17 protein-coding genes are annotated in these 18912 nt (G+C 36.1%); 3 read left to right on the top strand and 14 right to left on the bottom strand.

Features of this window, described 5'->3' with window-relative positions:
- Positions 1-36 precede the first annotated feature (36 nt).
- Positions 37-888 carry a phospholipase CerA gene (gene cerA / locus NHG49_RS03760; protein WP_258125570.1) on the bottom strand — a complete coding sequence of 284 codons (852 nt, stop codon included), beginning with the start codon at positions 886-888 and terminating at the stop codon, positions 37-39.
- A gap of 264 nt (positions 889-1152) precedes the next feature.
- Positions 1153-1497 (bottom strand): potassium channel family protein, encoded by a 345-nt coding sequence (locus NHG49_RS03755; protein ID WP_098102286.1) that lies wholly within the window; start codon positions 1495-1497, stop codon positions 1153-1155.
- Positions 1498-1766: 269 nt separating this feature from the next.
- On the opposite strand from NHG49_RS03755, the gene NHG49_RS03750 reads away from it, so the two are divergent.
- Positions 1767-2645: a hypothetical protein gene (locus tag NHG49_RS03750; RefSeq protein WP_149174060.1), complete on the top strand. Its 879-nt coding sequence runs from the start codon at positions 1767-1769 to the stop codon at positions 2643-2645.
- Between the two features lie 74 nt (positions 2646-2719).
- Here NHG49_RS03750 and NHG49_RS03745 read toward each other — a convergent pair whose 3' ends face one another.
- Positions 2720-3064 carry a potassium channel family protein gene (locus NHG49_RS03745; RefSeq protein ID WP_000948235.1) on the bottom strand — a complete coding sequence of 115 codons (345 nt, stop codon included), beginning with the start codon at positions 3062-3064 and terminating at the stop codon, positions 2720-2722.
- 118 nt (positions 3065-3182) lie between these two features.
- Positions 3183-4235, bottom strand: coding sequence for a (R,R)-butanediol dehydrogenase (bdhA, locus tag NHG49_RS03740; protein WP_258125569.1), 1053 nt, complete (start codon positions 4233-4235; stop codon positions 3183-3185).
- Between the two features lie 226 nt (positions 4236-4461).
- Between bdhA and NHG49_RS03735 the strand changes: the two genes are divergently transcribed.
- Positions 4462-5640, top strand: a complete 1179-nt coding sequence (locus NHG49_RS03735; RefSeq protein WP_064477073.1) for an MFS transporter — start codon at positions 4462-4464, stop codon at positions 5638-5640.
- A gap of 283 nt (positions 5641-5923) precedes the next feature.
- On the opposite strand, the gene inhA2 is transcribed toward NHG49_RS03735, so the two are convergent.
- The 10 genes from inhA2 to NHG49_RS03685 form a co-directional block, all read right to left on the bottom strand.
- Positions 5924-8323, bottom strand: a complete 2400-nt coding sequence (gene inhA2, locus NHG49_RS03730; protein ID WP_258125568.1) for a M6 family metalloprotease immune inhibitor InhA2 — start codon at positions 8321-8323, stop codon at positions 5924-5926.
- Positions 8324-8640: 317 nt separating this feature from the next.
- The gene (fsa, locus tag NHG49_RS03725; RefSeq protein ID WP_000667669.1) at positions 8641-9288 is read right to left on the bottom strand and encodes a fructose-6-phosphate aldolase; all 648 of its coding nucleotides are present in this window, start codon (positions 9286-9288) and stop codon (positions 8641-8643) included.
- 34 nt (positions 9289-9322) lie between these two features.
- Complete coding sequence (gene rbsB, locus NHG49_RS03720; protein WP_064477075.1) at positions 9323-10249, bottom strand: ribose ABC transporter substrate-binding protein RbsB; 927 nt, start codon at positions 10247-10249, stop codon at positions 9323-9325.
- A 14-nt stretch (positions 10250-10263) separates the two neighbouring features.
- Positions 10264-11199 carry an ABC transporter permease subunit gene (locus tag NHG49_RS03715; RefSeq protein ID WP_001074641.1) on the bottom strand — a complete coding sequence of 312 codons (936 nt, stop codon included), beginning with the start codon at positions 11197-11199 and terminating at the stop codon, positions 10264-10266.
- Positions 11200-11201: 2 nt separating this feature from the next.
- Positions 11202-12686, bottom strand: a complete 1485-nt coding sequence (rbsA, locus tag NHG49_RS03710) for a ribose ABC transporter ATP-binding protein RbsA (RefSeq protein ID WP_064477164.1) — start codon at positions 12684-12686, stop codon at positions 11202-11204.
- A gap of 18 nt (positions 12687-12704) precedes the next feature.
- Positions 12705-13100 (bottom strand): D-ribose pyranase, encoded by a 396-nt coding sequence (gene rbsD / locus NHG49_RS03705; protein ID WP_098103201.1) that lies wholly within the window; start codon positions 13098-13100, stop codon positions 12705-12707.
- On the bottom strand, positions 13097-13993 hold the full coding sequence (rbsK, locus tag NHG49_RS03700; RefSeq protein WP_258125567.1) for a ribokinase: 897 nt from the start codon (positions 13991-13993) through the stop codon (positions 13097-13099). The genes rbsD and rbsK overlap by 4 nt, the downstream gene beginning before the upstream one ends.
- A 13-nt stretch (positions 13994-14006) precedes the next feature.
- Entirely contained in the window at positions 14007-14978 is a 972-nt protein-coding gene (gene rbsR / locus NHG49_RS03695) for a ribose operon transcriptional repressor RbsR (protein WP_000104028.1), read from the bottom strand.
- Positions 14979-15115: 137 nt separating this feature from the next.
- A complete protein-coding gene (locus NHG49_RS03690) occupies positions 15116-16729 on the bottom strand; it encodes an MDR family MFS transporter (RefSeq protein WP_064477078.1) in 1614 nt (537 codons plus the stop codon).
- Between the two features lie 19 nt (positions 16730-16748).
- Positions 16749-17207 (bottom strand): MarR family winged helix-turn-helix transcriptional regulator, encoded by a 459-nt coding sequence (locus tag NHG49_RS03685; protein WP_001132358.1) that lies wholly within the window; start codon positions 17205-17207, stop codon positions 16749-16751.
- Positions 17208-17479: 272 nt separating this feature from the next.
- Here NHG49_RS03685 and glpT point away from each other — a divergent pair, with 272 nt between their 5' ends.
- Positions 17480-18829 (top strand): glycerol-3-phosphate transporter, encoded by a 1350-nt coding sequence (glpT, locus tag NHG49_RS03680; protein ID WP_048562905.1) that lies wholly within the window; start codon positions 17480-17482, stop codon positions 18827-18829.
- Positions 18830-18912: the final 83 nt, after the last annotated feature.

Raw genomic sequence — 18912 nt, 5'->3', positions numbered from 1 at the left:
ATACTCTATTATGAGATTTGACCTTTTTTTAAATACTTAACGATCTCCGTACGTATCAAACCAAAGCTGAATGTATCCGGCAGTAACACGTTGTGCATCCATTAATCGCTTACCTGTCATTGGTGTAACTTCAGCGCGCCATTTATCTGCATATTCTTGTGATACAGCTGCTTTTACGAACCAATCTTTCGTATTATCATTTACAATTCCAGAGTAATCTTGTTTCGCTGCTACTGCCGCTCCATGAATCCACTCTTCTGGATTTGTACCTTTCCAGTTCCAATATCCATTTCCATCCGTTACTTTATAATTATCTTTTATCATATCTACAAAGTTTTCATATTTAGAATGGAATCCTTGTGGGTATGAAAGATTTGTAAAGTTTGCCGCATGCATCGGTTGGTTTACATCTCCTAAATAATGAAGAGATAATCCTAAATAGAAGAATGCTTGTTTCATATCTTTATTTTTGTATGACTCACCAGCTAATTTAAAATATTTAGCCCCAGTTTCTTTTGCCTGCTTTGCAAATGGAATATATGTTTTTCCATTGTCTGGATCATAGAAATGTGAAGCAAATGTGCTATTATCATAATAAGGATTTTCATAGTCAGCAGCGTAAATACCGTTCTCTAACTCTGTACGCCATTCATTTAATTGTGCAACTCGATCTTGTTTTACAAGTGTTGTATTGCGAGACATAATATCAATGGCACGGTTTACAATCCATAAATGAGAGTTTACGCCTTCTTTATGCTTATCTTCAGCAGACCAGCGGTGAACTATTTTTATTTTACTTCCCCCATCATTTTCATGTGCAAATGCAACACTTTGTAATGGCGCTACTAATGTAATAGCTGCTGCTAAAGCAAGTACTTTCTTTTTCATCTGAAATCCTCCATTTTATAATTGAATTATTGTAAACTTTTTGTTAGGATCCTAAGATGTCGTCCGGTTAACCTATGACTAGAATATCCCACCTTTCATGAAATTTCTATCAATAAATTAAAATATGCAAATTTTCATATCATTATAACTTTATACATAGTGAATATAATGAATGAATGCACTTATATTGTAATAAAGTATTGTTAAGCTACTACGAATGATTGTCAAAACTAATGTAAAAAAAGAGTAAAGCATTCACATGCTTTACTCTTTTTTTCTATTCGATAATATACTTGGCAGTTGTACATTAACTGCCAACTTATGAATAAATCCAAACACTAATCCAATCCCAATAAATATGTATAAGATTGTAAATATCTTTCCGAAATCAGTTTGCGGACTAAAATCCCCATCACCGACAGTCGTCAACGTGACCACACTAAAATATAAAGCGTCAAGAGGACGTAATCCTTCAACTGTACTATAAAAAATTGTACCAGATGTTAAGGTCAAAATTGTTAATACGAATAACACTTGAAATTCTTTATCTTTCCACGCTCGTAAACAAGCTTTTAACATCCGCTTTAATGTCAACATAAATGAAAGCATTAGACTTCTCCTTCCAAACAAAATACCTGTAGTTAAAGGAAAGTCTATCACTTTTCTGTATTGAAGAATCTTCACTTTTCCTATGATTCATTTTTTATCAAGAAGTAAGTATTGCTTCATTTTTAGCATAGATATATATAATTCAAAAAACACATATTAGGATATTGAAATAAAACTATTTATATTTTAATATTAATATACATAGTTTTATTTTAGCAGTTTTTTACTATTAGAGACAGAAGTACTATTTTAGGAGAGAGTGAATTAATATGGAGAAAAGTTTTTCAAATTTAATTGCTTCAGATGATAAAGAAATAGTCACTGAGACGATTATGATTAAGGATAATATTTTGAAGTTTAATGATATTACTTTACATTTAAGTAATATAGCAGTTGTATACGCGGGTAAAAAGAAATTAAGAATCCCTTATCTTGCAATAGTTATCTTTTTAATATCTTGCTTCTTTATGTTCCAAATTCCATCGGTTGGATTTATTGGAGGGATTGGATCAGGGCTATATATTTGGTCGGTTTATAAATCATATTTAAGTAATAATTTATATTTGAATTTTCAAATGAACTCAGGTCAGTACTATCGAATTTACTTTTCAGATAAGTCTTTTCTAGAAAAAGCTAAGTCTATTGTAGAAAATTCTTTTAATAATAAAAATATGGAATATATAGTAAAGATAGAAGAGCAGAAAATAGTTTATGGAAATGATTACAAAGTAAATGGAGACAACAATGTTATTGATACTACTATTCAAGAGGGAGCCAATGTGAACTCTCATAATAAAGATAGTTTTAATAAGAGAAATGAAGATAATTCCGTGAAGATTCGAGATATTAAAGATTCTTCAATAAATGGAGCAAATTTTGGTAATAATAATAACCTTAAAACTAATAAAGTAGATAACTATGACTGGAAAGAACTTGGTTCAGAGTTGGAAAAAGTAATAGAAGCTATTAAAATTGATTCTGATGTAAAAGAAGCCAGTATTGAAGCTCTTCATGCTAGCAAGGCGGAAGATAGAGATCTTTTTGAATCAACTATTAAAAAAAGATGTAAAGAATTTTCAACAGAGCTTTTTCGAAATACCGCAGATAAAGTGCTCCAACAGATAGTAAATAAAATCTTGGAGCTATGATAACTATTAATAATTGAAAGTTTTATTAATAAAATTAGTTGTATACGTTTAAAAGAGTAAAGCATCCACATGCTTTACTCTTTTTTTCTATTCGATAATATACTTGGCAGTTGTACATTAACTGCCAACTTATGAATAAATCCAAACACTAATCCAATCCCAATAAATATGTATAAGATTGTAAATATCTTTCCGAAATCAGTTTGCGGACTAAAATCCCCATCACCGACAGTCGTCAACGTGACCACACTAAAATATAAAGCGTCAAGAGGACGTAATCCTTCAACTGTACTATAAAAAATTGTACCAGATGTTAATGTTAAAAATGTTAATACGAATAATACTTGAAATTCTTTATCTTTCCATGCTCGTAAACAAGCTTTTAGCATTCGTTTCAATGTCAACATAAATGAAAGCATTAGACTACCCCTTCCAAACAAAATACCTGTAGTTAAAGGAAAGTCTATCACCTTTCTGTATAGAAAAAAAGTAGCCCTCTTCTATTTCTAGAAAAGGGCTACTTTTTACTATTCTCTATTATTTAGGTGAAACAAGAATTTTCACTTGTGTTTTATCTTTTACAAGTGCTTCAAATCCTTCTTCAACAACTTGATCTACTGTGATTTTTTTCGTAATTAATTTCTCTGCTTGAATTTGGCCAGAGCTAATTAATTTAATAACAGCTGGGAAGATATGACGGTATCCAAGAATACCGATAACTTCTTTTTCTTTTAGTACAAGGTTGTTTGGCGTAATTGTCGCATCTTTTTCCCACACACTAACAATTACAGTTTGTCCTTCAAAGCTTGTACTTTCAATCGCTTGACGAAGTACTACTTCGACACCTGTTACTTCAAAGCTCATATTTACACCTAAACCATTTGTTAAGTTACGAATTTCTGCTAGTACATCTTGAGTAGCTGGATTTAATACATAATCCGCACCTGCTAATTTTGCTAACTCTTGACGTTCTTTAGAAAGTTCTACTGCAATAACAGGAGTTGCTCCTGCTGCTTTAGCTGCTTGAATGACAAGAAGTCCAATTGGACCACAACCAAATACTGCTACAGCTTCCCCTTCTTTTAATTTACTTTGACGTACTGCATGAACTGCTACCGCTGCTGGTTCTACAAGTGCACCTTGTTCATACGTCATTTCATCAGGAATATGGTGGACCATATCTTCTGGTACTACTGTATATTCAGAGAAACCGCCGCCGTCTCCGCCAAGACCGTGGAAAACAAGTTGTTCACAAACATTGTAATGTCCATGTTTACAAGCTTCACATTTACCACAAGAATAAATTGGTTCTACAACGACGCGATCTCCCACTTTATGAGAAGTAACGCCTTCACCGATTTCAACTACCTCACCACTAAACTCATGACCTAAAATAACCGGTGCTTTTATGTGTGTTAATGGGTGCTCTTCTGTTGGAATAAAAATAGGTCCTGCTAAATATTCATGCAAGTCTGTTCCGCAGATACCACACCATTTCACTTTAATCTTAACTGCTCCTGGTCTTACAGTTGGTTCTGGTACTTCTTCTACTCGTACATCGCGTTGATTATGCCAAAGTAATGCTTTCATTTTATACATCCCTCTCTACGTATATACTTAACATGGTGAAGTTTACAAATCTATTATAATACTTCTATCCATATATTTCAAAAAAACAATATCATTTCCACTAAATTTTAACAAATAACGTTCAATATTTTGTCACTTTGTACTTTTTTCCACATCTGTTAATGCTAATTTCATTGCGGTTGAAATTAGCATTATGCCATAATAGCAGAGGAGAGGTGAATATCGCTTGAAATATTTTATTTACTTTATTGTTATCGTAGCGTTTCTAGATACATTTTCACAATTACCTATTATGAGTACGTTCGCTCAAAGTCTTGGAGGATCTCCTCTTATTATTGGGCTAGTTGTCGGTATGTACTCATTCGCTAATATGATCGGTAATATTATTGCTGGCGCTGCTGTCGATAAATTTGGTGCAAAAAAAATACTTTATATAAGCATGGGACTTACGAGTTTCATAGTCTTGTTATACACCGTTGTTCAAAGTGGTGAACAACTATTAGTTGTGCGCTTTATGCACGGCTTTAGTGACGGATTTTTAATTCCTGCTGCCTTTACGTTTTTATCAAAACAAACAAGTTCAGCAAGACAAGGTAAGGCAATGGCTCTATCTGGTGCTGCTGTTGGAACAGCGGCAATTGTAGGACCTGCTTTCAGTGGAATTATGAAAGCAACTGCTGGTATAGAGTGGGTGTTCATTACCATTTCTATTTTAATGGTCCTTGGTACAATCGTATCTCTATTCTTCTTACCAAATAACGTATCAAGAAAAGATACTTCAAGAACACAAATGATGAACAAAGAAGATATGATTGAACTATTGAAATCAGAACCGTTATTGCAAGCATATATTGGTGCTTTCACGCTAATGTTTTCACAAGGAATTGTCACGTATATGCTACCAGTGAAAGTTGAGGCATTAGCACTTAAAGCATCTACAACAGGCATGATGTTAAGTGTATTCGGCATTACCGCTATCCTCTTCTTCTTGCTGCCAACAAACCGTATTTATGATCGATTTAATCGTTCAAAACTCATGCTAATTGGTATTGCAGTAATGGCATTTGCGTTATCATTACTTGGATTATTCGCAACAAAAGGTATGCTCTTTATCGTTATGATGATTTATGGCATTGGATTTGCTATCCTTTTCCCATCGATAAATGCATTACTTGTTGAAAATACGACAGATAATAAGCGCGGAAAAGCATTCGGATTGTTTTATGCTTTCTTCTCATTAGGAGTTGTTGCTGGATCCTTTACAGTTGGTGTAATCGGGGCATCCCCTAGCGTCAGCTTCGTTATCGGAACTGCATTCTTATTAACATTCGCTGGAATGATTTATGTAAGAAGCAAAATAAAAAGTAAAGCAAAAAGCAAAGTAAAAAAGACAATGATGGGATAATTCCATCATTGTCTTTTTTCGCCTAATCTATATTACTTTTGTATATAAACAAGTAATACTGTAAATAAACTTATGTATAAAGACAATACTACATTTCTCCTTTTACAAAAAAAGTGTATAAATACCGATGATACTTCGACAATTTCCTCGGAAATATTTCCTATCCCCACATAATTTGATACACTACATATGAACAGAAACTTGTATTACATAGGCTAAAATAATAACTTACTGTACAAATTAAAAAGCACATTCTCCATAGGAAGAATGTGCTTTTATATTATTAACGTTTAATCCAAACAGCGCCTGCCGATTTATCGTCTGCCTGTCCAACAACTTGGAATTTAAGTCCAAGGTTTGGAACTTTTCTTCCTGCGTCTGCAATTTGTTTATTACTATATACTTTTGAATCATCAAAAGTTGTAACACCTTGTAATCCAGAATAGTTAAACTGTCCACGTGTTAATGAATTTACACTCCATGCTGGTGTTTGATCAAATGAAAATGCAGCGTCTGCAATTTGCATGCCTGTATTACCATACGCTGGTTTCCCGTTTAAATTACCAACAAGTGCTTCTGGATGAGAGTCTACAACACCAAGGAAGCCTTCACCTGGATGCACCCCAACCCAGTTATCTTTAAAGCTATCATCTGCATACCAAACGACAAGACCTGTATTATACACTGGACCTTTTCCTGCTTTTAATCCGTTATCTGACCCCGCATAGTTTCTCCACTCTAGGTAGTAATAATGAGCTTTCTTCTCTGTTCCATCAGAAACAACAAAACCATTTACATTCATTTTAGCCTGTCCTTCTGTATCATCAGAAAATACAACTTGTCCATCAACAGTTACATTTACATTATCCATCGCAAAACCTTTATATGTTACAGCAGGATCTGTAATATAATCGAATTGCAGTTTCACCTTTTTCCCTTTAAATTGACTTAAATCATATGATTTATCCATCCATTTCCCATCTGTTGTATCTTTATCTTCTTGGACTACTTTTTCTCCAAGTCTCTCAATTAATGTTTTCGTTCCATCTTCTGTTACTGCATGTACTTCAACAAAATCACACTCTGCTTCTAACTCATAATTTGCTTTATAATCGAATTTTGCATTTGTTCCTTTTGTTAAATCAATGAATGGTGTTTCTAATGTTGTATGCATATCATCGCCTCTTGTACTATAATATGCATGCTTTCCAAACTCCGGTTTAATCGTTTCAACACTTTTACCTGGTAAGTTAACACGTACAACGCCTGGACGATTGGATTTTGTAACACTTTGATCAATATATGTAGGAACTCCTACTCCACGCTTAATTTTATCGTAATCTACTTCTAAAATTTTTGCCCAGTTGCCACCCATATTCTTTTGTAAGAAGTCTTTATTTTGTGGTGAGAAACTAGTTGGCTCTGTTCCTGCAATTTTCCCTGTCCAACTACCTCCACTCATTAATGACCACGCTTCGACAGGTGAACCAGTTCCAGTATATTTCGTGTCATATTCATCAGGTAAGCCAAGATCATGTCCAAATTCATGCGCAAATACACCTACTGCTCCATCCTCTGGTTCAATTGTATAATCATGCGCCGCTACTTTTCCACCAAAGTAATCTACCTTTGATTTTGTACCTTCAACCGCTACTGGATCTATTGCTAATTTTGAACGATGTGACCAAATTGCATCATCACCTAATTTACCGCCACCAGCTTCTTGACCAACGCCAGCATGGATTACCATTAAATGATCAATTACACCATCAGGTTCATTTTGATTTCCATCACCATTTGTATCATATCTATCAAATTGATCAAATTGAGATAAATCTAGCCCTTTCTCAGCAGCTGCATGTAAAGCTTCTTTCACTAAATCACGTGCGCCTTTTGGCCCTTTATTATCGTGACCACTACTACCATCAGCACCGTAGTCAGACGCTTTTCCTGGAACAGTTAGCCATTCCGTTACATATCCATCCGTCTTATAACTTCCGCCTGATTGCTCTTCATAATATTGTTTAAATGTTTTTACTTTCGAACCATCAAATAATGTGTACGGTTCATTACCAAATAACATTTTTTGATAATGCTCTCTACTAAAGTCATTCGAATACATATACCCTGGTGTTTGATCAATATTATTATGTTTATAATCACTAAATTCAACGAGTAATACTAATACTTTATCAGTTCGAACTGCCCCTTTATATGGCGCTTGCTTTGCTTTAGAAGTTGGGACTTGCCCATTCAATTGTTTTTTATTTGGTTCTGGCTTTTGCTCAGGGCTAACATTTTTTTCAGGTTTTTTTACCTTTTCCTTTTCTTCCATTTTTTTCTCTTTTACTTTTTTCACAAAATCAGATGCCTCTTTAGCAGTATCCGCTGGTAGGATTTCTTTATTTGCCTGATCGCCTTGTTTCTTTTCAATATACTTTTCTACAGCCTTTTTCGTCTCTTCTTTAGAAGATGCTGGATTAATTGTTCCTCTTTCTTTCAACGCTTCCGCTAAACGATCTTCTTGAATTAAATTGTAATCAATTGGTGTTGTAGATACATTATCTTTCTCTTTTGCTGGCGTTTCTGCGTATGCTAGCGGAGTACTCATTACAGATGTGCATCCGATAATTGCCGCAATTGCTAAAGATGATAGCACTTTAAATGGCGCTTTTCTTCTCATTCTATTTCTCTCCTTTTATAAAACTTAAAATTCAGATAAATTAGTGCATTTAAATCGAAATCCCTACTTTCTGCCCTCCCTATATAAAAAGGCATAATTCTATAAACGTTAAGCTTTCTGTTATAGAATCATGCCCCTCCAGTTTTCTGGTCAGAACCTCTACCTTTTTATGTCGAAATATGAAAAATAAAAAGTGATTTGATATATATTAAATAGCTTATATAACAAATTTAAAAGACAATATGCAAAATTGCATGAAAATTCTTTTAAATAAAAAAAGAACCCTAGTCAATTAAACTAGGATTCTCGATTTTCTATTATTTCTCTTGTGTTTTTTCCCAATCAGCTAAGAATTTCTCAATTCCTTGATCTGTTAATGGATGTTTCACTAATGAAGCAATTACGTTTGCTGGGATTGTTGCAATATGTGAACCGTTTAATGCTGCTTCTGTTACGTGAACACTGTGACGTACAGATGCTGCAATGATTTCTGTTTCAATGCCGTGAATTGCAAAGATTTCTGCGATTTGGCGAATTAAGTCCATACCGTTATGACCGATATCGTCTAAGCGACCTAAGAATGGTGAAACGTATGTTGCACCAGCACGAGCTGCAAGTAATGCTTGAACTGCTGAGAATACTAATGTAACGTTTGTACGAATTCCTAAGTCAGAGAATGCTTTTACTGCTTTTAAACCTTCTGTTGTCATTGGAACTTTTACAACAACGTTTGGAGCAATTTTCGCTAATTCTTTTCCTTCTTCAATCATTTTATCAGCTTCTAAGCTAATTACTTCTGCGCTTACAGGTCCTTCTATAAAGCTGCAAATTTCACGAATACGCTCGTGGAAATCTACGCCTTCTTTTGCTACAAGTGATGGGTTTGTCGTTACTCCAGCTACTACGCCTAATGCATTTGCCTCTTTAATTTCATTAATGTTTGCTGTATCAATAAAGAATTTCATTTATTATTCTTCCTTCCTAATTTTCATTTTATATTTATTTATTTTTCTTAATAAGCTCTAATTCAATCGGAATAGATTTGTCCACTTTTTTACCTTGCGTGATCTCTTTTGCTGTTTGCATCGCCTTCTCTCCGATTAATTCCGGTTTTTGAGCAACTGTTGCAGCCATACGCCCATCTTTAACCGCTTTTACAGCATCTTCTGTCGCATCAAACCCAACAACGACTACATCCGTTTTTCCAGCAGATTTCAATGCTTCAAGTGCACCTAATGCCATCTCGTCGTTATGCGCAAACACAGCTTTAATATCACCATTTGCTTGTAAAATGTTTTCCATAACAGATAATCCTTTTGCTCTATCAAAATCAGCCGCTTGTTTGGCAACTACTTTTAAAGATTTATCAGCTACGTTATGGAATCCTTTCCCACGTTCACGAGCAGCAGAAGACCCAGGGATTCCTTCTAACTCAGCAACGTTTGCTCCCCCGCCAACTAATTCACGAATGTAATCACTGGCCATTTGACCACCTTCGATATTATTAGAGGCAATGTGAGAAACAACCTTACCTGAATTCGCAACGCGGTCTACTGTAATAACAGGAACATTTGCTGCATTTGCCGCACTTACTGCTGAAGCAACAGCATCTGAATCGGTCGGATTAATAACAACTACATCGACACCTTTTTGAATTAAATCCTCAACATCGTTCGTTTGCTTTGCTGCATCATTTTGTGCATCAACAGCAATCAATTCAATACCGCTTGCTTTCGCTTGCTTTTCTGCACCCTTTTTCAAAGTTACAAAAAATGGATTATTTAAAGTTGAAACAGAGAATCCAACTTTAATAGTTTTATTTCGACCTTTATCGCTAGAATCCTTTGCCCATTCTGGTGGTTCCATTGAACAACCAGCAGTAATGACCATAATACATGCAACGAGTATAAGTAACCATTTCTTCATGAACTTTCCCTCCATTACGCTTCTTTTCGACGATCAATTAATACAGCTAGTAAGATTACAAGCCCTTTTACAACTTGTTGGAAGAAAGAAGATACACCTAATAAATTTAAACCATTATTTAGTACACCGATAATTAGTACACCGATGAATGTACCAACAATCCATCCTCTTCCCCCAGAAAGACTTGTTCCACCTAATACAACTGCTGCAATTGCATCTAATTCGTAAGAAGTACCTGCAGTTGGCTGTGCAGAATCTAGTCTTGATGTTAAGACAATACCTGCAAGCGCTGCCAAAATTCCGGAAAGACCGTAAATCATTACTTTAATTCTCGTAACATTAATACCTGATAGTGCTGCTGCTTCTTCATTTCCACCAATTGCAAATGTACGGCGACCAAATGTCGTTTTCTTCAAAATGAAGTACAGTACTGCGAAAGCGATCATCATTGTAACAGCTGGTACCGGAATACCAAGAAAATAACCGCGGCCAAACATTTGGAACATTAAATGATCACCAAGACCAGTGATCGGACGTCCGTCCATATAAACAAGCGTCAACCCACGAAAAATAGTCATTGTTGCTAAAGTTGCAATAAATGGAGCTACTTTTCCCTTCGCTATGATGATACCGTTTACAATTCCCATTACAAGACCAGCTAATAATCCAACTGCCATCGCAAGGAACGGGTCCATGCCACTTGCCATCATTCCAGCAACAAGTGCACTTGATAATGCTAAAATAGAACCTACCGATAAGTCAATACCCCCTGTTAAAATTACAAAGGTCATTCCGAATGCAATAAGCGCATTAATCGATACTTGACGCAGTATATTAAATAAATTTGGAATTTCAATAAATGCTGGATTTAAAGCTGTAATTACTACAATAATTAATACTAGTCCAATTAAAGACCCAAGTTGTTGTAATACATTCCCCTTCTTAGCCATCCTTACTCTCCCCCTGTAGCTAGTGCCATAATAGACTCTTGTGATGCCTCATCTTTCTCTAAAATGCCGCCGACTTTTCCTTCATGAATAACAAGAACACGATCACTCATCCCTAAAACTTCTGGAAGCTCAGATGATACCATAATAACGGCATCTCCTTGCTCAGTAAGCTTATTCATGATAGAGTAAATTTCTTTTTTCGCTCCAACATCAACACCTCTTGTTGGCTCATCTAAAATAAGTAACTGCGGGTGGATACCTAGCCATTTCGCGATTACAATCTTTTGCTGATTTCCACCAGAAAGAGATTTCACCGCTTGCTCTCCACTAGATGCTTTCACATTAAGTAGCTTCATCATATCCGCTGTAAACTGTTGTTCTAGTTCGTTACTAAGGACACTTCCCTTTGAAAGACTTTCTAAATTCGGTAAAGCTAAATTTTCTCGGATTGAGAAATCTAAAACTAACCCTTCAGATTTTCTATCCTCTGTAATGAAAGCTATTCTTTGTCTAATCGCATCTATCGGACTATCAATCTTTACTTCTTGTCCATTAATAAAAATTTGGCCAGAATCTAAAGGTTCGTATCCAAATATCGCTTTCATAATATCTGTACGGCCAGCTCCCATCAAGCCAGCAACACCAAGGATTTCACCTTTTCTAATTTGAAACGAAACATTTTCAAACTTCCCTTTTTTCGTTCCGTTACGCATTTCAAAAATAACATCACCAATTTGACTATTTCGCTCCGGGTAACGTTCACCAATGCTGCGCCCCACCATCATACTCACTACTTCATCAAACGATGTTTCCGGAATTAATCTCTTTCCTACGTATTCCCCATCACGTAAAATCGTAATGGCATCACATATTGAAAAGATTTCTTCCATTCGGTGTGAGATATAAACGAACGAAACGCCTTCTTTACGTAATTTATTAATGACAGTAAACAACGTTTCAATTTCACGATCTGTTAATGCAGCTGTCGGTTCATCCATAATAATAACGCTCGCGTTTGTCATTAACGCTTTCGCAATTTCGATAATTTGCTGTTGTCCAACCGATAACTCTCCTGCCAACATAGCACCTTTTACATGTAACCCTAACTCCGCTAGTTGCTGCTGCGCAATCGCGTTCATTTGACGCGTACGTAAAATACCTGTCTTCCCATACATTAACTCTTTACCGAGAAACATATTTTCAGCTACTGTTAAATTCGATAATATGTTCAATTCTTGATGTATAAATGCAATACCGTACTCTTCAGCTTCTTTCGCATTTTTAAAAGTTCGTTCTTGTCCATCAATCGTGATGGTTCCACCATCTTTTTTGTATACACCTGTTAAAATTTTCATAAGCGTTGATTTGCCCGCTCCATTTTCCCCCATCAATGCATGGACTTCCCCTGTTTCAATCATAAACTGTGCATTCTTCAAAACAGGATTACCATTGAACGCCTTTGAAATATTTTTCATTTCAATACGCATTCCCATCACTTCCCTTTATTAAAAAATCACGCCTGCATGTAAAATTACATTGGCATAAGGCGTAGCCTCTCCTGTACGAATAATCGCCTTCGCTTTCTTCGTGTGCTCTTTAAATTGTTCATGCGATACATATTCAAATGCTGGTCCTATTAATTTCAGCTCGATTTCTTTATTTACTTCCGCATTATTGTTAATGATTTCTTCTGCTAACGTTACTTTTTCAATTGCCATATCATCAGCTACCACTTGCAATACGTCTAAAAAGCTAGGTTTTCCAATCTCAACTGCTAAATCAATTCGTTTTACTCCGTGAGGAATTGGTAACCCGCAGTCTGCGATTACAATTGTATCTGTATGCCCAAGTGAAGCAAGGACTGATGCAATCTCACTGTTTAATACACCGTGCTTTTTCATCCGACAATCACCTGCACTTCACGTACTCTATCTCTCGTTGGCATACCGCCCTGTGCTCCAAGTTTCGTTACAGAAAGGCCACCAGCAATATTCGCAAAACGAATTGCTTTTTGAAGTGTTTCTCCTTCAGAAAGCGCAACTGCTAATGCACCATTGAATGTATCACCAGCTCCAGTCGTATCTACTACATCAACAGCGATGCTAGGAACATGCACAATCTCCGTACCATTATGGAAACGAACACCTTTAGAACCTTCTGTCATCAATAGTTTATTTGGATATTTAGCCAGTAAATCTTCAATTGGTGATGTGAAATCATCTAATACGATGCGGCACTCATGTTCATTTGGCGTAATATAAGTTGCCTTTTTTAAAATATCTTCTGATAACACTTGTGCTGGCGCTGGATTTAACATAACTGGAATATTATGCTCCTCACAAATAGCCAATACATATTTTACTGTTTCAAGTGGAATCTCTAGTTGAAGAACAACCATATCTGCTTTTATAAGAAGATCTTTTGAACGATCTACAACCGACTCATTTACATGAGCATTCGCCCCTTGCACGACAACAATACTGTTATCCTCTTCTGCTAAAACGATATGAGCAATTCCTGTCGCCGCATCTGTAACCGGTACCACATAGTCGATAAAAACGCGTTCGTTCTCTAAATTGCTCCTAACTACAGTTCCATAATTATCGTTTCCAACTGCTCCAACCATTGCTACATTTGCGCCTAATTTAGCTGCAGCAACCGCTTGGTTTGCCCCTTTCCCTCCCGGGATTGTATGAAATGCTTCACCAATTACTGTTTCTCCTGCTTTCGGACGTTTTTTTGAAACAGCCACTAAGTCCATTGAAATACTACCTACTACTGCAATATTTGGCATCTGTTTCATCTCCTTACTTCGTTGTATTTCGTTCTATAATTTCAATCGGTAAACGATAGTGTTTCTCTTCTAATACGTTTCCTTCCATCTGCTCTAACAACAGCTCTGTTGCAATTTTCCCCATTTCATAAATTGGCTGTGCAACAGTTGTAATAGATGGATACATCATTTCTGTTAAAGAAATTCCATCGAATCCGATAATTTGTAAATTATCCGGAATAGAAATCCCCTTTTGAAGTGCAGCCTTTACAATACCTATTGCAATTAAATCATTTCCAGCAACAATTCCATCAATATGTGGGTATTCTTCTAATAATTCCACCGCTACACGCTCACTATTAGCTGGATCAAATGTACTCTCTGCAATCATATAAGAAAGATTATTTTGCGTAATAACGTCTACAAAACCTTCAAAACGCTCATTAGCCGTGCTTACGTCACGCGGTCCGCGAATATGAGCAATATGTTTACAGCCTTTATCTATTAATAACTTTGTCGCTGCCTGACTCCCTGCATAGTTATCTGCATATACAGTAGGAATACGCTCATTAAACATACGGTCAATTGCAACAACTGGAACAGACAACTTCATGTAATTAACACTATTTTGTGGATTTGTTGCTACAATAAATCCATCCACATTATTTTGCCTAAGTACATCAATATATTGCTTTTCTTTCTCTAAGCTCTCATCAGAGTTACAAAGGACAACTGTGTATCCTTGCTTATGCGCTACATCTTCTACGGCACGTGCAACTTCTGGAAAGAACGGATTCACGATATTTGGAACAACTAAGCCAATTAAACGAGATTTTTTGTTATACAGTGAACGCGCTACTGTACTAGGTTTATAATCTAGCATCTCAATTGCTCGCTCTACTTTCTTTAATGTATCTTCATGAACATATCCATTTTTATTTAACACTCTGGAAACGGTCGCAACAGATACTCCCGCTAATTTTGCAACGTCTTTAATCGTACTCATTCTCTTCCCTCTCCATTTCATGTAACCGTTTACAGAAAATAATATAACGTATTTCTAGAAATACGTCAATCATTTCTCACGAAAAAGCTTTTAAGGTTATACTCAAAAAAGCACCGCCATAAGGCGATGCTTTTTCATTACGAATACGATACAGTTTGTTCTTTGTCCTCTGCAGCTGGCTCTTCAGCGTCTTTTTTACGATCTGACAGTTTAATCTTCTGTAAGAAAATCGTAAAGATAGCACCTACTACGATAAATACTAATCCTGTTAGGAATACAGTATGAAGTGAGTCTACTAAAGAGTTTTTCAAAATCGGTACAATGCTGTTAGCGAATGCTTCTGGCATTTGTTTTAATGCCTCTGGACTAAATAGCATCGAATATAAACCTTGCGGGTCTGTATGAATCATATCTTTAAATTTCGTTACCATTTGTCCCGCTTCTTTCGGGAACGTATCTAATACAGGTACTAATTTATTTGTTAATGTTGTACCTGAAGTGTTGTTCATAATTGACCCTAAAATTGTAATACCAAATGTTCCACCGATTTGACGGAAGAACTGACTTGATGATGTTACGACTCCAAGATCTTTTTTCGGGAAACTTTCTTGTAACGCTAATGTTAATGTCGGCATAACAAGACCCATTCCTAAACCGATAATACTCATATAAAAAGTAGCAGTAAGTTTAGTCGTGTGCATATCCATCGTTGTTAATAACCAGAAACCACCAGCCATAATAAGCATCCCTGTAATAATTTGTGGTTTCACACCAACTTTTAATACAAGTTGACCACCGATAATACTCATAACAATCATTGTAATCATCATTGGTGTCATAATTGTTCCTGATTCAGCAGCACTTACTCCTACAATTCCTTGCATGAAGAATGGTACAAACATAATCGCACCGAACATTCCGATACTCATAAAGAAACCAATCGCATTCAGTATTGTAAACGTGCGATTTTTAAAGAAATGCATCGGTAAAATTGGTTCTTCTGCTTTCGTTTCAACGATAACAAAGCTAACAATACCAATTAGAGCTAATGCAAATAAACCGATAATTTGCCAAGAATCCCACGGATAATCTTTTCCGCCAAACGTTAATGCAAGTAATAAACTTACAACACCGAGAATCATCGTAAAGATTCCAGCGATATCAATTTTGATCGGTCCTGTTTGTTTATGTGACTTTAATCCCATTGCAATAAAGATTGTTGCTAAAATACCAACTGGTAAGTTAATGTAGAATACCCATCTCCAGTTCACTGCGTCTACAATCCAGCCACCCACTTGTGGTCCAATTACAGAAGCAAGACCGTATAACGCACCAAAAATACCTTGCCATTTCGCACGTTCTTTTCCCGTAAACATATCTCCGATAATAATCATAGCCATTGGCATCATAATACCGCCACCAAGACCTTGAATACCACGGAAAATAATTAATTCTGTCATACCATTTGCCATACCACATAACGCCGAACCAACCATAAAGATAACTAGTCCCGTAATATATACGTTACGACGGCCAAGTAAATCCGCTAATTTACCTGCAATTGGTACAACTGTCGTTGATGTTAACATATAAGCTGTTGTTAACCACGTCATTAAGCTTAATCCGCCTAGTTCACCGACGATACGCGGCATTGCTGTACCAACGATTGTTCCATCTAATGCAGCAAATAGCATCGCGATTATTAAACCGATTAACAGCAACTTTCTATTTATGTTTTCTTGTTGCTCCATGTAATCTCCTCAATTCCTCTTAGTTATTCTCTTTTTTCTCTTGTGTCCCGCAAATAATTGTTTCTAACTTCTCAAAGAGGCGTAACAAATCTTCTCTTTCTTGTAATTCTAAATGTGAGAAATATTTTGCAATATGCTCATTACGAGCGGTCATTGCCTCTTCTACTCTAGCTTTCCCCTTTTTTGTTAACTCAATGATGACAACACGACGGTCATCTTTGTCGTGATAGCGTTCTACAAGCTCTTGGTCAATTAGGCGATCAATCATCACTGTAATTGCACTAGGCTTTACATACATCTTTTTTGCTAATTTTGTCGCTCTTGAAGCACCGTAATGATCCAAAATCTTTAAAATATAAAACTGCGGTGGTGTAAGTCCTGTTGCTTGCATTTGTTCTAATAACTCCGTCTGCATTTTCTTTCCAATCGAAAAGGCAAGAGCTTGAATTTTATCGATATGCGTCATATCATTTGGCATGTTATCCACCTCTTATTTAAGCAATAAAATATTTAACGTATTTAAATATTAATCCCACAAACAAAATCCGTCAACACTTTTTATTTATAAAAACGTTTACATTTTTGTCACAAAGTTGTATAATTTTCGACGAAGTTAATATTGACAGTCACGGAGAATCGGAGTATACGGCTATGAATCATAAAAAAGGAAACTTTTTTATATTTCATGGCCTTTTTATATTCTCTCTGACTTACAACATTTCGAATTCATTAGGGGAGGATTTTCATTTTATGTTTTTTACACAATTATTTAAACCTGCGCCCCACGCGGAACGCTTACCAGCTGATCGCGTTGATAGCGAATACCGTAAATTACGTTTACAAGTATTCTTAGGTATCTTCATCGGCTATGCAGGTTACTACTTTGTTCGAAAAAACTTTTCACTAGCAATGCCATACTTAATTGAACAAGGCTTTAGTAAAGGGGAACTTGGGGTTATCCTTTCAGCAGTATCTATCGCTTACGGATTAAGTAAATTTCTTATGGGTATCGTATCCGACCGTTGTAATCCTCGCTATTTTTTAGCAGCTGGGCTATTTTTATCAGGTATCATTAATATTATTTTCGGCTCATTTTCTTTCATTACAACAAGCATTATACTTATGTTTGTCCTTCAGTTTTTAAATGGATGGGTACAAGGTATGGGCTGGCCTCCTTGTGGTCGTACGATGGTTCACTGGTTCTCTATTAGTGAACGTGGTACAAAAATGTCTATTTGGAACGTCGCTCATAATGTCGGTGGCGCACTTATGCCTTCTCTTGTAACATTAGGGTTATATTTCTTTGCAAATGACTGGCATAGTATTTTTTACTTCCCAGGTATTCTTTCAATTTTAGTTGGTATTTATGTATTAATTACGATGAGAGATACACCTCAATCTTGTGGATTACCTTCTATTGAAGAACATACTGGAGAATATCCAGCAGATGAAAAAGTAAAAGATCGAGAACGCGAACTTTCAGTAAAAGAAATTTTATTTACATACGTACTAAACAATAAATTTTTATGGTACATCGCTATTGCGAACGTTTTCGTTTATTTCGTACGTTACGGCGTTGTAGACTGGGCTCCTACTTATTTAGTAGAAGAAAAAAGTTTTACTCATAGTAGCTCTCGCACAGCTTATGCTCTATACGAATGGGCTGGTATTCCAGGTACACTTCTTTGCGGATGGATGAGTGATAAACTGTTTAAAGGGCGCCGCGCACCTGCTGGTATTTTATTTATGGTTGGTGTATTTATCGCCGTTCTTGTTTACTGGCTAAATCCTCCTGGTAATCCAATGGTTGATAGTATTGCACTTGTCGCAATTGGATTTTTAATTTATGGACCTGTTATGTTAATCGGCCTACACGCACTAGACTTAGCACCAAAAAAAGCTGCTGGAACTGCAGCTGGTTTAACTGGGTTCTTCGGTTACCTAGGTGGAGCTACTTTTGCTAGCGCAGCTATGGGCTTTATCGTCGATGCATTCGGATGGGATGGCGGATTCATCTTGTTACTTGTATCTTGTGTACTTGCAATGTTCTTCCTTGCTCTTACTTTAAAAACAGGATCTGCAAAACCAAAACAAGCTTAAGTACTAATATTATTCTTATCAAAAAAAGAGAGACTGTTCTTTCCAGAACACCTCTCTTTTTTCTACATATAAATCTTTTTTCT

The sequence above is a fragment of the Bacillus sp. IBL03825 genome (assembly GCF_024712505.1).
Lineage (GTDB): Bacteria > Bacillota > Bacilli > Bacillales > Bacillaceae_G > Bacillus_A > Bacillus_A wiedmannii.
This window is presented reverse-complemented; position numbering and strand designations above follow the sequence as displayed.

Coding starts and splice junctions, on each gene's coding strand:
- NHG49_RS03755 (WP_098102286.1), bottom strand. CDS start 1,497: ATGCTTTCATTTATGTTGACATTAAAGCGGATGTTAAAAGCTTGTTTA.
- NHG49_RS03715 (WP_001074641.1), bottom strand. CDS start 11,199: ATGGCTAAGAAGGGGAATGTATTACAACAACTTGGGTCTTTAATTGGA.
- NHG49_RS03685 (WP_001132358.1), bottom strand. CDS start 17,207: ATGCCAAATGATATGACGCATATCGATAAAATTCAAGCTCTTGCCTTT.
- rbsB (WP_064477075.1), bottom strand. CDS start 10,249: ATGAAGAAATGGTTACTTATACTCGTTGCATGTATTATGGTCATTACT.
- NHG49_RS03690 (WP_064477078.1), bottom strand. CDS start 16,729: ATGGAGCAACAAGAAAACATAAATAGAAAGTTGCTGTTAATCGGTTTA.
- rbsA (WP_064477164.1), bottom strand. CDS start 12,686: ATGCGTATTGAAATGAAAAATATTTCAAAGGCGTTCAATGGTAATCCT.
- glpT (WP_048562905.1), top strand. CDS start 17,480: ATGTTTTTTACACAATTATTTAAACCTGCGCCCCACGCGGAACGCTTA.
- rbsR (WP_000104028.1), bottom strand. CDS start 14,978: ATGAGTACGATTAAAGACGTTGCAAAATTAGCGGGAGTATCTGTTGCG.
- NHG49_RS03750 (WP_149174060.1), top strand. CDS start 1,767: ATGGAGAAAAGTTTTTCAAATTTAATTGCTTCAGATGATAAAGAAATA.
- fsa (WP_000667669.1), bottom strand. CDS start 9,288: ATGAAATTCTTTATTGATACAGCAAACATTAATGAAATTAAAGAGGCA.
- rbsK (WP_258125567.1), bottom strand. CDS start 13,993: ATGCCAAATATTGCAGTAGTAGGTAGTATTTCAATGGACTTAGTGGCT.
- inhA2 (WP_258125568.1), bottom strand. CDS start 8,323: ATGAGAAGAAAAGCGCCATTTAAAGTGCTATCATCTTTAGCAATTGCG.
- bdhA (WP_258125569.1), bottom strand. CDS start 4,235: ATGAAAGCATTACTTTGGCATAATCAACGCGATGTACGAGTAGAAGAA.
- NHG49_RS03745 (WP_000948235.1), bottom strand. CDS start 3,064: ATGCTTTCATTTATGTTGACATTGAAACGAATGCTAAAAGCTTGTTTA.
- rbsD (WP_098103201.1), bottom strand. CDS start 13,100: ATGAAAAAGCACGGTGTATTAAACAGTGAGATTGCATCAGTCCTTGCT.
- cerA (WP_258125570.1), bottom strand. CDS start 888: ATGAAAAAGAAAGTACTTGCTTTAGCAGCAGCTATTACATTAGTAGCG.